General features: G+C 58.6%; 12 protein-coding genes. 4 read left to right on the forward strand and 8 right to left on the reverse strand.

Annotated features, from left to right (window positions below; all coding sequences use genetic code 11):
- Positions 1 to 11 precede the first annotated feature (11 nt).
- From RYC18_RS03570 to RYC18_RS03600, 7 genes are all read right to left on the reverse strand, one after another.
- A complete protein-coding gene (locus RYC18_RS03570; protein ID WP_002554831.1) occupies positions 12 to 722 on the reverse strand; it encodes an ABC transporter permease in 711 nt (236 codons plus the stop codon).
- Positions 719 to 1,447, reverse strand: coding sequence for an ABC transporter permease (locus tag RYC18_RS03575; protein WP_002554830.1), 729 nt, complete (start codon positions 1,445 to 1,447; stop codon positions 719 to 721). Before RYC18_RS03575 ends, RYC18_RS03570 begins: the two co-directional genes overlap by 4 nt.
- Before the next feature lie 80 nt (positions 1,448 to 1,527).
- A complete protein-coding gene (locus RYC18_RS03580) occupies positions 1,528 to 2,310 on the reverse strand; it encodes a transporter substrate-binding domain-containing protein (protein ID WP_005779310.1) in 783 nt (260 codons plus the stop codon).
- Positions 2,311 to 2,653: 343 nt separating this feature from the next.
- A complete protein-coding gene (locus RYC18_RS03585) occupies positions 2,654 to 4,357 on the reverse strand; it encodes an ATP-dependent DNA ligase (protein WP_010200968.1) in 1,704 nt (567 codons plus the stop codon).
- Positions 4,354 to 5,400, reverse strand: a complete 1,047-nt coding sequence (locus RYC18_RS03590) for a ligase-associated DNA damage response exonuclease (RefSeq protein WP_005732249.1) — start codon at positions 5,398 to 5,400, stop codon at positions 4,354 to 4,356. Before RYC18_RS03590 ends, RYC18_RS03585 begins: the two co-directional genes overlap by 4 nt.
- A 688-nt stretch (positions 5,401 to 6,088) precedes the next feature.
- The gene (locus tag RYC18_RS03595) at positions 6,089 to 8,563 is read right to left on the reverse strand and encodes a penicillin acylase family protein (protein WP_316883263.1); all 2,475 of its coding nucleotides are present in this window, start codon (positions 8,561 to 8,563) and stop codon (positions 6,089 to 6,091) included.
- Positions 8,564 to 8,758: 195 nt separating this feature from the next.
- Positions 8,759 to 8,965, reverse strand: a complete 207-nt coding sequence (locus RYC18_RS03600) for an SEC-C metal-binding domain-containing protein (protein WP_032638517.1) — start codon at positions 8,963 to 8,965, stop codon at positions 8,759 to 8,761.
- A gap of 159 nt (positions 8,966 to 9,124) precedes the next feature.
- Here RYC18_RS03600 and RYC18_RS03605 point away from each other — a divergent pair, with 159 nt between their 5' ends.
- The 3 genes from RYC18_RS03605 to RYC18_RS03615 all read left to right on the forward strand — a co-directional run bounded on the left by RYC18_RS03605 (position 9,125) and on the right by RYC18_RS03615 (position 10,751).
- Positions 9,125 to 9,781, forward strand: coding sequence for a LexA family protein (locus RYC18_RS03605; protein ID WP_029241070.1), 657 nt, complete (start codon positions 9,125 to 9,127; stop codon positions 9,779 to 9,781).
- Positions 9,782 to 9,909: 128 nt separating this feature from the next.
- Positions 9,910 to 10,158, forward strand: coding sequence for a DUF1654 domain-containing protein (locus RYC18_RS03610; protein WP_005743217.1), 249 nt, complete (start codon positions 9,910 to 9,912; stop codon positions 10,156 to 10,158).
- Between the two features lie 263 nt (positions 10,159 to 10,421).
- Entirely contained in the window at positions 10,422 to 10,751 is a 330-nt protein-coding gene (locus RYC18_RS03615) for a hypothetical protein (RefSeq protein WP_002554823.1), read from the forward strand.
- A 9-nt stretch (positions 10,752 to 10,760) separates the two neighbouring features.
- Here RYC18_RS03615 and RYC18_RS03620 read toward each other — a convergent pair whose 3' ends face one another.
- The gene (locus tag RYC18_RS03620; protein ID WP_005755521.1) at positions 10,761 to 11,252 is read right to left on the reverse strand and encodes an LEA type 2 family protein; all 492 of its coding nucleotides are present in this window, start codon (positions 11,250 to 11,252) and stop codon (positions 10,761 to 10,763) included.
- Between the two features lie 114 nt (positions 11,253 to 11,366).
- On the opposite strand from RYC18_RS03620, the gene RYC18_RS03625 reads away from it, so the two are divergent.
- Entirely contained in the window at positions 11,367 to 11,930 is a 564-nt protein-coding gene (locus RYC18_RS03625) for a hypothetical protein (RefSeq protein WP_005743219.1), read from the forward strand.
- Positions 11,931 to 12,017 lie beyond the last annotated feature (87 nt).

Raw genomic sequence — 12,017 nt, forward strand, 5'->3', positions numbered from 1 at the left:
TTCAGTCCTGATTAATGGGCCGGGCCGAGAAAGGCCAGCCAGCGGCGTTCGGCAAGGCGGAACAGCCCGACCAGAATGAACGTCACGGTCAGGTACATGACGGCGGCGATACCGAAGGACTGGAAGGTCATGAAAGTGGCAGAGTTGGCATCCCGCGCCACTTTCAATATGTCCGGCACCGTGGCGGTAAAGGCCACCGTGGTCGAGTGCAGCATCAGGATCACTTCATTGCTGTAGTACGGCAGCGACCGGCGCAGCACCGACGGCATGATCACGTAGGCGTAAAGCTTCCAGCCGGTCAGACCGTAGGCTTTGGCCGCTTCGACTTCGCCGTGGGCCATGCTGCGGATCGCGCCGGCAAAAATCTCTGTGGTGTACGCACAGGTGTTCAGGGTGAAGGCCAGGATTGTGCAGTTCATCGCATCGCGAAAAAACGCATCCAGCATCGGCTGTTCACGCACCGCAGCAATGCTGTAAATGCCGGTGTAGCAAATCAGCAACTGTATATAGAGGGGCGTGCCGCGAAACAGGTAGGTGTAGAACTGCACTGGCCAGCGTACCCAGCGGTTTTTCGACACCCGTGCAATCGACAGCGGGATCGACACGCAGAAGCCGATGGCGATAGAGGCGCTGAGCAGCCACATGGTCATGGCCAGCCCAGTGATATTTACGCCGTCTGTATAAAGGAAGGGTTTCCAGTATTCCTGTAACAATTCGATCATCGCTGTGCCTCCCGGCTGCCTGCGGCATAGTGCCGTTCAGCCCAACGCAGGGCGAAGTTCGAGGCGCTGGTGATCAGCAGGTAGATCAATGCCGCCAACACCAGAAAGTAGAACAACTGATAGGTACTTTTGCCGGCGTCCTGCGAGGCCTTGACCAGATCAGCCAGGCCGATGATCGATACCAGCGCCGTAGCCTTGAGCAGTACCTGCCAGTTATTGCCGATCCCCGGCAGTGCGTAACGCATCATTTGCGGGAACACAACGTAGCGAAATCGCTGGCCGCGTTTCAGTCCATAGGCCGTCGCTGCTTCCACCTGACCGCGAGGCACGGACAGAATCGCGCCGCGAAACGTCTCGGTGAAATATGCCCCATAAATGAAGCCCAAAGTGATGACACCCGCGCCAAACGGGTTGATCTCGATGTATTCCCATTCCATCGCGTCGGTGAGCATGGTCAGCCATGTTTGCAGGCTGTAGAAAATCAACAGCATCAACACCAGATCCGGGATACCGCGGATCAGTGTTGTATAAATTTGTGCCGGCACGCGCAGCAGCGCCGAGCTCGACAGTTTGGCACTTGCCCCGATCAGCCCGAGCAGGATGCTCAGTGCGAGGGACAGCACAGCCAGTTTGATGGTCATCCAGGTGCCTTCCAGCAACAGCGGGCCAAAGCCCTTCAGGCTGAACGCCGAGAGTCCCAGGTTTTGCATGAGTGCATCGAGCATGGATAGGCCTTGCTTTCAAAAACAGAGACGCCCATCGATTGGGCGGCGAATCATCGCCGAAATCGATGGGCGTCGGGGTGTTATTTGCCGCTGTACAGGTTCAGGTCGCCAAAATGCTTTTTCTGGATCTCGGCGTAGGTGCCGTCGTCGTGCATCGCTTTGATGCCTTTATCCAGCAGCGCTTTCAGCTCTTTGTTGCCCTTGGCGATGCCGATGGCGGTTTTGGCTGGCAGCAATTCGCTGTCGATAGGCTTGCTGACTTCGTAATCAGCACCGGCTGGCGATTTCAGGAAACCCAGTTCGGCTTGCAGCATGTCCTGGATCGAAGCGTCCAGACGACCGGAAGTCAGGTCGGCGTAAACCTGATCCTGGTTGGCGTAGGCCTTGGTGGATACACCGGCCTTGTCCAGTACGGCCTTGGCGTAGGCTTCCTGGATAGTGCCTTGCTCATAGCCAACGGTCTTGCCTTTCAGGCTGGCCGGGTCGGCGGTAAAGCCTGCACCTTTCTTGTACACCAGCGAAGTAGGGCCGGAGAACAGTTCGTTGGAGAAGTCGATGACTTTTTCGCGAGCAGGGGTCACGGTCATCGAGGAAATCACGCCGTCGAACTTGCGTGCCTTGAGGCCGGGAATCATGCCGTCGAAATCGCTTTCAACCCATTTGCAGGTGACCTTCAGCTCTTTGCAGATCGCGTTGCCCAGATCGATATCGAAGCCGACCAGGCTGCCGTCGGCGGCTTTGGATTCAAACGGCGCATAGGACGGATCAACGCCGAAGCGCAGTTCCTTGTATTCCTTGGCCATCGTATTACCGGCGGCGAGGCACAGAGCCAGTGCAGAAAGAGTCAGCCATGCTTTTTTCATTGTTCAGTCCTTAAAACCTTAAATGGGGCGTTGGGAACACGCGAAGCTTGCTACCGGCAAGTGCCAGACTGGCAGAAGGTAGCAATTTCCGAACCAGAGCGATGAACGTGCGTTTGAAATGTAAGGCGTTGTCGCTATTTCGTATAAATGGCTGGCAATCTGCCGCCTTGGCATGTTTATGGGCGGGATGTTGTTCTCTGTGACTTAAACCACACCCCCATCAGGCTCGCGGCGAGCGGCAGAATGGTAACGAAAGAGAACGGTTGTTGCGGGCAGGCAAACCCTGGTGGCAGGCCGTGTTTCAAAAAGGTGCACGTCAATTTACGTGCACTTTTTCGGTGCGTCAGTTCAGCAGGTCCTGTAATGACGCCAGGCTGTCGGCTTCGGCCACCGGCTTGTCCTGCCGCCAGCGCAACATGCGCGGGAAGCGCACCGCAATGCCGCTCTTGTGGCGCTTTGACAAGGCAATGCCTTCAAAGCCCAGTTCGAATACCAGCGTCGGCGTGACGCTGCTCACCGGGCCGAATTTTTCCACGGTGGTTTTACGAACGATGGCGTCGACCTTACGCATTTCCTCGTCGGTCAGCCCTGAGTAGGCTTTGGCGAATGGCACCAGCGTGCGCTCACTGGCGTCGGGCGGGCCGTCCCACACCGCAAAGGTGTAGTCGCTGTACAGACTGGCACGTCGGCCGTGGCCGCGTTGCGCGTAGATCAGCACGGCATCGACACTGAACGGGTCGATTTTCCATTTCCACCACACGCCCATGTCCTTGGTGCGACCGACGCCGTACAGCGAGTCGCGGGCCTTGAGCATCATGCCCTCGACGCCCAGACTGCGAGAGGCTTCACGTTGCGTCGCCAGATCAAGCCAATCCTTGCCAGTGAGTACCGGGGAGGGCATCAGCACCTCGCTCTGGACGCTTTCGATCAAGGTTTCCAGTTGCGTGCGACGTTCATGTTGCGGCCGGCTGCGCCAGTCATCGCCTTGCCATTCAAGCAGGTCATAGGCCAGCACTACCACGGGAACGTCGGCGAGGATCTTCTTGCCGAGTGTCTTGCGGCCAATCCTCTGTTGCAACAGGGCGAAGGGCTGAACCGAAGGTAACGCTGTGGTGGCATCACCGTTCAACGCAAATTCAGCGCTGCCATCGGGGCTTGGGTCGGGAGCTTTCCAGACGACGATTTCGCCGTCGATTACCGTGCCGTCAGGCAGGCACTGCGTCAGGCTGTGCAGCTCGGGAAAACGGTCGGTGACCAGCTCTTCGCCACGCGACCAGATCCACAAGCGTCCGTCACGTTTGACCAGTTGTGCGCGAATACCGTCCCACTTCCATTCCACCTGCCAGTTCTCGGCCGCCCCGAGCAACTCCTCGAACTGATCTGCGGGCTGTTGCAGGGAATGGGCAAGAAAAAACGGATAAGGCTGACCGCCACGTTGTGCGTGCTCATCTTCGGATTCAGGCGCGATCAGTTTCAGGTAACGCTCTGCGCTGGGCCGATGCGACAGGTCGGTATAGCCCACCAGCCTTTGGGCGACGCGCTTACTGTCGATGTCCGCCAGCGCAGCCAGTGCGCGCGTCACCAGCAGCTTGGACACGCCGACGCGGAAGCTGCCGGTGATCAGCTTGATACAGACCATCAGGCTGCTGCGGTCCAGTTGCGACCAGAACATCGGCAGGCGTTCTGCCAGCTCTTCGGGCGGCAGGCCGCGCAACGGCAGCAGCTTGTCTTCCATCCAGGTGGCCAGGCCCTCGTCATTGCTGTGATCGGCCTGGGGCAGCAACAATGACAAGGTCTCCGCCAGATCACCGACCGCCTGATAGCTTTCTTCGAACAGCCACTCCGGCAGATTTGCCAGTGTCATTGCCTGCTCGCGCAACACGCGGGTCGGCACCAGTTGCCTGGGGCGACCACCGGACAGGAAGTACACAGCCCAGGCAGCATCCTCTGCAGCCGCTTTCTCGAAATAGTCACGCATCGCGGCGAGTTTGGCGTTGCTCGATGTGGTTGCGTCCAGTTGTGCGTAGAGCTCCGCGAAGGCTTTCATGACTGAGCCTCCCCCGCAGTTACCGCCTCAGGCTCTGCCGTCGCCGGATTGCTGTCTTCTTCATCGCCGTATTCGGTGCTGAAGCCTTGCGCATCCAGCCCCAGTTCGCGCAGATAGCGCACTAATATGCCGACCGAACCGTGGGTGACCATGACCCGCTCGGCACCGGTCTGCTCGATGGCCCACAGCAAGCCCGGCCAGTCAGCGTGATCGGATAGCACAAAGCCGCGATCCACGCCACGCCGACGTCGCGTGCCGCGCAGCATCATCCAGCCGCTGGCAAACGCATCGCTGTATTCGCCGAAGCGCTTCATCCAGCTGCTGCCACCGGCCGAGGGCGGGGCGAGAATCAACGCCTGACGCAGGGCCGGATCGGTCTTTTTGAAATCGCCAGCGTATTGGGTTTCCGGAATACGAATGCCACCTTCGCGATAGACCCGGTTCAACGGCTCGACAGCGCCATGCACCAGAATCGGCCCGATCTGCGAATCAATGCCATGCAGAATGCGTTGCGCCTTGCCGAACGAGTAGGCGAACAGCACGCTGGCCTTGCCTTGGGCCGCATTGCCACGCCACCACTGGTTGATGCCTTCGAAAATCTGCGACTGCGGTGCCCAGCGATAGATCGGCAGGCCGAAGGTCGATTCGGTAATAAAGGTGTGACAGCGCACCGGTTCGAACGCCGCACACGTGCCGTCGGGTTCGACTTTGTAATCCCCGGAAGCCACCCAGACTTCGCCTTGGTACTCCAGCCGCACCTGCGCCGACCCCAACACATGCCCAGCCGGGTGCAGGCTGAGTTTCACCCCGTGATGAGTGATGGTTTCGCCGTATTCCAGAGTCTGCAGGTTGATGTCCTGGCCAAGGCGCGAACGCAGAATGCCCTCGCCACTGGCCGCCGACAGATAATGCTGATTGCCGGTACGGGCGTGGTCGCCATGCGCATGGGTAATGACGGCCCGTTCGACCGGGCGCCACGGGTCGATATAGAAATCACCGGGTGGGCAGTACAAACCTTCGGGACGAGCAACGACAAGATCCATGAGGCAACCGTATGGATGGGCTTGTTAGCTATGAGCCGGGGCAGGGCGGGAAGTTCGGGGAGTTTGCGTGCGCTACGGAGCGTGAGTCGCGACATGTGTACGAGAAAACAGGTCGCTACCGTCACCATGCTCTGGTATGGAGATGATGTTCTGGAGAGCACTGTTGTGCATAAAAGCGCTTTTTTATCACGATGGCACTGACGACGCAGAGTGCGACGTTAGTGACGGCTGAGTCCTGGCGCTGATCCGGGGGTAGCCTGGCAGGACGCCAGGCTAGCCGCACCGGGCCATGGATGGCCCGTTGCGGCGACCCCCGGATCAGTGTCAGGGCGAAGGAACCCGACGAAGTCGGGCCGGAAACAGGAGCGAGGGGATTTGCCTACTTTGGCCCCATCAAAGTAGGTCGCCGAGGGGCGAAAAGGTGACTCAAGTCGAGCCTGAATCTCACTGAATCGCAGAACGGTGTGACGCGGAGCGTCACGAAATGCATTACCACGCGGAGCGTGGGAACGATAGGCGTTCGGGATATTGCCGCTGGAGCATTCGGAAGGATAGGCGTTCGGGAGCCTGCTCCGCGTGGCTATTCCCGCTGGAGCATTCGGAACTATAGGCGTTCGGGAGAACACTATCGTGCCCATGCTCCGCGTGGGTACGCCGTTCTGGACGCTCCGCGTCCGGTTTTCGGCGCCTACTTGCCCGGCGTCAGTGTCAGGCGTTGCTTGCCGTAGCCCTTCTCATAGTTCTGCTGTTGCAGCGGGATCGACATGTATTGCCCCTTCTGCCACGGCTCGATGCTGTTGGCGTAATACGGGCTGGCCGGGTTGCCGGACTGGCCGGTGCTGATCAGGCCGGTCATAGGCTCGACAAGGCTGAAGTCGACGATCATGCGCAGGCCGGGGGCCACGTGTGTATCGAAACCTTTACCCCACTCGAAACCGGACACGTTCAGCGTGCTGTGGTCACCACCTGCCGGTGAGGCACCGCGATTGAACTCGCCGCCACCCAACTGTTTGGCGAGCGGGCTGGTCGAGGTCCAGTTGTCGCGGTGCAGTTTGCCCCATTGCCAGGCCTTGTGATCGCTGCCCAACAGGCTGTCGCCACTGGTGACAGCAGCCGCCAGACTGCGCGCCAGGATGGCTGGCTTGTCTTCTTTCTGCGGAGTTTTGACGTCATCCCAGTAAGGGCTGTCATCACGGCCCAGCAAATGGTCGGCTTGCGGCGAATACGACGAGCTGGCGTTGGCCACCAGCGCCTGCCAGGCAGGACTGGTTTCCGGGCCTAGCTCATCAAGGAAAATCTGTTTGGCGCTTTCCTGCAGAAACAGCTCGTACAGCGCAGCGTCAGCCGACGTTGCGCTGAGCTTGCCATCAAATGCCATCAGGCGCGTGAACGCTTCGCGGGCCTTGTTGCGATCCGCTTCCGGCAGGGCGTCGATAGCCTGCTTGAGCGGCTTGCTCATGCCCGGTGCCTGGAACATGGTCTTGAGTTTGGCCGCGAATGTCGTGGTCTGGTCGTACTGCATGGCGACGGTGCTGCGCAGGTCCTGCTTGCCGTTGTTGGCCAGCTCGGCAATGCGCTCGGCGCGCTCCGGGTAGCCCCACGAGTTGGAGAGCTGCATGCCGTAGCCTTTCGGAATGGTGCGCTGGTTGGCCGCCGCGAGCCAGCCCTGACGCGGGTCCTGGTCGTAAGGATGGAGCATTGAGTCGGCGAAACCGTCCCAGTCGTATTTGCCATCCCAGCCCGGCGAAGGCAGCAGGCCCTGGCCTTCACGACGGTTCGGGAAGCGGCCGGTGACCTGCCAGCCAATATTCGAGGCATCGGCGAAGATCATGTTCAGGGTAATCGCACGAATCTCGCGGCTGGTGTCGAAAGCCTTCTCGACGTTAGGTGCGCGGGACAGATCAAAGAATGCGTCCAGGCTCTTGTCGTCCTTGAAGTTCGGCACTTGCAGCGCCAGGCTCAAGCCATTGCCCGGTGGCGTTGCGGATGCGTTGAGCAGCGCGCCGTGGCGGGTTTCGTATACGGTTTCGCGAAGCGGGCTACCGCCTTTGACGAGAAAGGTCTCCTGATGGGCAGTGGCAGGCAGCCATTTGCCGTCAGCCATATAAGAGACGCGGTTGCCTTCGCGCTTGATCTTCTCCAGAAACAGGTCCTGGTTGTCGCCCTTGACGTTGCTCATGCTCCACGCCAGCTTGCCGTTGAAACCGCTCAGGACCAGCGGCAAGCCTGCGATGGAAACACCGGACACCTGATATTTCGGTGCCCGGATCTGCACGAAGCTCCAGGCGGAGTTGAGCCCGGCAGGCAGTTGCATGTCGCTGGCCAGCAGGCTCTTGCCGCTTCGGCTGCGTTGCGGCGCGATGGCCCAGTTGCTGGAGGCTGCAACACCCAGCATGTTCAGGTCCGAGAGCTGCAAGGCGATCTTGTTCAGGTCGCTCAGGTCGTTGACCTGATTATTCAGGTTCAGGCCCTTGAGCTTGTCGGCTTCGGCAAATGGCAGTTCTTCGTCAGGGTAGGTCGGCAGCAGCCAGGCAAGTTTGTCTGCCCCGACTTTCTGCGCCAGCACCAGTGCCGAAAGCTCTTCCTGCAGGTTCACCGACAGGCTGAAATTGAGCAGGCTGAAGATCAGCGCCGAGTCTTCCGGTTTCCAGTATTCCGGCTTGTAGCCCGAACTGGCGACATCGGCCGGCAGCTTGTCGCGGTAGCGGAACAGGTAAGCGTTAACGCCGCGCGCATAAACGTCGAAGAAGCGCTTCACGCGAGGCGAGGCGGCGTTATACAGGTCGCTGGCGTTTTGCTTGAGGTTGACCGAGCGCATCAAACGGTCGACTTCCAGCGCGTCCGCCCCGGCCATTTCCGACAAACGGCCCTGCGCAAGCAGGCGCATTCCGAGCATCTGACCGATGCGATCACCGGCATGGATGTATCCGAGGGTGAACAGCGCATCGTGGTACGTACTGCTTTCTATCAGCGGCATGCCCATGTTGTTGCGGCGCACGGAAACGTTTTGCGCCAGCCCTTTGAGCGGGAACGTCCCGGAAGCAGGCAGTACGGTCTCGGGATCACCGCCGCCCAACTGGCAGCCGGCAAGGCTCAGGAAACTCGCCGCAGCGGCGGCAGCGCCGAATCGGGGTAGAAAATGACGAAGGGCTGGCGAGGCCATGGGCAAGCTCCTGGAGGGGTAACGTACAAAAGTCGCTACGTTAGAGAGCAGGCCGTCAGCGCGCAAGCGGGGAGGGCGAGTTTATTTCAGGATTTTGCAGAAGCTGGCCACACGCCTCTTGTTCCGCCGCGTTTGAAGATGCGCGCAAATGAAAACGGCCTGCTTATGCAGGCCGTCAGAAGAACGCTCAACGCTTTACGCGCCGTGGCACTTCTTGAATTTCTTGTCGCTGCCGCACGGGCAAGGATCGTTGCGACCCACATCTTTCAGGGTGTTGCGCACCGGTTCCTGGTGGGCGTGCCCGCAGTTCGGACCGTGCACATGGCCATGCTGGTGGTCGTGATGATCGTGATCATGGTCGTGGTTGCAATCGGGGCCATGAACAAGGGCTTGCTGGTTCATCGGTTTTACTCCGCAAATAAATCTGGCGAGCATTATCCAGCAAATCGGGACGAAGCAGTATCGGCATATTTCGATTCACATATGATTGCAAATTTAAGTATGCTTATTTCTTCGGGCGTTTTTCAGCGTCTTTGTATTTTCATGCGCAGAGCCAACCTTATGACCCGACAAGAGCGTATTGCCAGGGCAATTGCCGCCAGCGGCATGAAGAAAGGGGAAATTGCCGCACAGTGCGGCGTTGCCAATTCTGCCGTCACTCAATGGATCAGCGGCGAAAGCAAAAGCCTGCGGCCAGAAAACCTCTATGCACTGGCGCGGGCCACGGGCTTTCGTGCCGAATGGCTGGCGATTGGCGAAGGGCCTGAAAAGGAAACCCCCTTTGACGCCAACGTTGCTCTGATCGATCAACCCAACATGTCCTTTCGTTATCCGGTAATCAGCTGGGTGTCGGCAGGTTCCTGGGAGGAAGCCGTCGAACCTTACCCCGACGGTTTTTCCGATCGCTATGAAATCTCCGATTACGACTCCAAGGGCCCGGCGTTCTGGCTGGAGGTCAAGGGTGACTCGATGACTGCGCCCACTGGCGTCAGCGTGCCAGAGGGGATGATGATTCTGGTTGATACAGAAGCCGACGTGCAGCCCGGCAAGCTCGTTATCGCCAAGCTGCCCGCCAGCAACGAGGCGACCTTCAAAAAGCTGGTCGAGGACGGCGGCACGCGTTACCTGAAGCCCTTGAATCCTGCGTACAAAATGATCGAGTGCGGTGCCGACTGTCGCATCATTGGCGTAGCGGTGAGAATGACCGCCAGGCTATGAGCCTTGTTGTACAAGGCTTGCGGACGTTATCCGTCGCGACGTGAAGCGGAGCGCGTCCTACGAAGTGCTTGCGCAGGTCTTGCAGCTGGAATACTGTATTTATATACAGTTACTTTCGGGAGGCAGTCATGACTGGCACTCGTAATGGGCCGACAGGCGCGTCGTCTTATGAACAGATTGGCAAGCGTATTCAACGGCTGGTATCTGCGCCGAATGTTCAAAAGACCCAGTGGGTCATCGTAGCCCGACGCGACGATGAGCCTGAGGACAGCTGGAACGTGGTGCTCCGGGAAATCCAAGAAACCGAAGGTATCGAGGTCGATCCTCAGCCAGACGGTTCGGTAAGGATCGGCTGGCAGCGCTATATCGATAACTGAGCGTTTATAAGGTGCTGCTCCACGTTTGATGGCAAGCGTTTCACTTTATTTTTAAGCATGCTTAATTTTTTGGCTCCAGCTTCACATACCACCGCCGCATCGACCCGCAATACGCGCAAGGAAGCGATCAAGGGCAGGGCGGGCCCGAACGTCAACCAGGATGACCCTCATCAACCCGTTCCCTGCCATTCGAATGGCAGGCTCTCAGCGTCTGAATGTCTGTGTTCGTGAACGGCTGTATCTCTTGAGCGGAGTCAGGTCCGATGGATATCTTGAATGGTTTGGCAGACAGGGGCGAATGGCTGGTCGCCGGTCTGGTGGGTGCAATCATCTCTGGCTGGTGGCATAAGGCAGGCTTGCTCGACTGGCGTGCCTGGCTGGTTTTCTTGATCACTGGCGTGGCCTGTGCGGTGTTTCTCACCGGCATTGCCAGTGATTATCTGGGCGTGGCCGACCCTCGCAACACCACAGGCGTGGGCTTTCTGCTGGGCTCGTTTGGTGGAGCGCTGATCAGCGCAATCAATCGGGCATTGTGGGCGGCGGATATCTGGAAGTTTCTGCTGGAGCTGATCAAGGGCAAGCTGGGCGGTTAGGCCGCCTGCTTATTTGCGTTGAATCAGCTCCTCTGGTGCCACATCGCCGGTTTTGCCGATCCGTACGTTGTGCCTGAACAGCATGCCGGTCTTGAGCTTGCCTTCAAGCCGGTAATGGATCAGCTCATCAGGTTTTTTCAGCAGTTGAGCGATGTATTTCGCGTACCGCCAAAGGTTGGTACGAACAGGCACCACAAAGGTTTTCCGGCTATGCGCATCGACGAAAAACCAATCACTGAATTGGTCGTCTGCGAGCACAACGTCATTGAGCGAGATCTTGTAGTTCAGGCCGCGCACGAACAGGTCCGAGTCGTTGGGATTATCGACCTCGAAATACAGCTTGAAATCCTGTTGTGTCAGCCTTGCCTTGACCACCTGGACTTTGAGCAAATGCACTTCCGGATCCTGGACGCTGTCAAAGCTCAGTAACGAGCATCCGCTGAGACCGAACATGACCAGCGCGAGGCTAATGATTCTTGTAATGTGCGCCTGAAAAAACATGGATGTGCTCCGTTTGACGCCTGAGTCTACCAACTCGACGGTCAAGGGTAACGCGCTTGTTGCGCTGTCTGACGCTACGCCATACTTTTTATTGACGTGCTTACCGGTGTCTCCATGAGTGTCTACGAAATTGTCTTCAGTGCCGAACTGGTCGCCGGAGCCCAGCCCGAGAAGGTCAGGGCCAACCTTGGCAAGCTATTCAATGCCGATGCCGAGCGTCTGGAGCTTCTGTTCTCCGGGCGCCGACTGGTCCTGAAAAACAACCTCGACGCGGCAACCGCTGAAAAATACCGCGCAACGCTGGAGCGTGCAGGCGCACGGGTTCATGTGCTGGAAATGAATACACCGCCGCCCATGGAAGAGGTCGAACTGGCGCCGCCGCCCGACGCTCCTACCTGGTTGCGTAAATCCCAGGCCACCCCGCAGTCGGGTACGGGCCGTCTGCAGATCAAACCGCGTGACGCGTATATGGCTGCTTTCGAAAGTGTCGATGCGCCGGATTATTCGGTGGCCGAAGCGGGGGTCGACCTGCTGCCTGCCAAACCTCAGCCCGCTGCGCCGCTGCTGGATCTTTCCCGATTTAGCCTGGCACCGGTGGGCAGCGACATGGGCCATGTCGAAAGGCCCGAGTCACAAGCTGCTCCCGATACTTCTCACCTGAAGGTCATTCCGGAGTAATGCCGCAGGCCAACTGAATCCTGAAACGGAATTATTTTCAATCAGCTCTGTTACTTTCGAACTTTCGCTCGGCTAACAGGCATTGAG

The organism is Pseudomonas syringae group sp. 247E2, assembly GCF_032587795.1.
In the GTDB taxonomy this organism is placed as follows: domain Bacteria; phylum Pseudomonadota; class Gammaproteobacteria; order Pseudomonadales; family Pseudomonadaceae; genus Aquipseudomonas; species Aquipseudomonas amygdali.

Excerpts from the sequence above, each read along its gene's own strand:
- RYC18_RS03570 (WP_002554831.1), bottom strand. The coding sequence starts at position 722 with ATGATCGAATTGTTACAGGAATACTGGAAACCCTTCCTTTATACAGAC.
- RYC18_RS03575 (WP_002554830.1), bottom strand. The coding sequence starts at position 1,447 with ATGCTCGATGCACTCATGCAAAACCTGGGACTCTCGGCGTTCAGCCTG.
- RYC18_RS03580 (WP_005779310.1), bottom strand. The coding sequence starts at position 2,310 with ATGAAAAAAGCATGGCTGACTCTTTCTGCACTGGCTCTGTGCCTCGCC.
- RYC18_RS03585 (WP_010200968.1), bottom strand. The coding sequence starts at position 4,357 with ATGAAAGCCTTCGCGGAGCTCTACGCACAACTGGACGCAACCACATCG.
- RYC18_RS03590 (WP_005732249.1), bottom strand. The coding sequence starts at position 5,400 with ATGGATCTTGTCGTTGCTCGTCCCGAAGGTTTGTACTGCCCACCCGGT.
- RYC18_RS03595 (WP_316883263.1), bottom strand. The coding sequence starts at position 8,563 with ATGGCCTCGCCAGCCCTTCGTCATTTTCTACCCCGATTCGGCGCTGCC.
- RYC18_RS03600 (WP_032638517.1), bottom strand. The coding sequence starts at position 8,965 with ATGAACCAGCAAGCCCTTGTTCATGGCCCCGATTGCAACCACGACCAT.
- RYC18_RS03605 (WP_029241070.1), top strand. The coding sequence starts at position 9,125 with ATGACCCGACAAGAGCGTATTGCCAGGGCAATTGCCGCCAGCGGCATG.
- RYC18_RS03610 (WP_005743217.1), top strand. The coding sequence starts at position 9,910 with ATGACTGGCACTCGTAATGGGCCGACAGGCGCGTCGTCTTATGAACAG.
- RYC18_RS03615 (WP_002554823.1), top strand. The coding sequence starts at position 10,422 with ATGGATATCTTGAATGGTTTGGCAGACAGGGGCGAATGGCTGGTCGCC.
- RYC18_RS03620 (WP_005755521.1), bottom strand. The coding sequence starts at position 11,252 with ATGTTTTTTCAGGCGCACATTACAAGAATCATTAGCCTCGCGCTGGTC.
- RYC18_RS03625 (WP_005743219.1), top strand. The coding sequence starts at position 11,367 with ATGAGTGTCTACGAAATTGTCTTCAGTGCCGAACTGGTCGCCGGAGCC.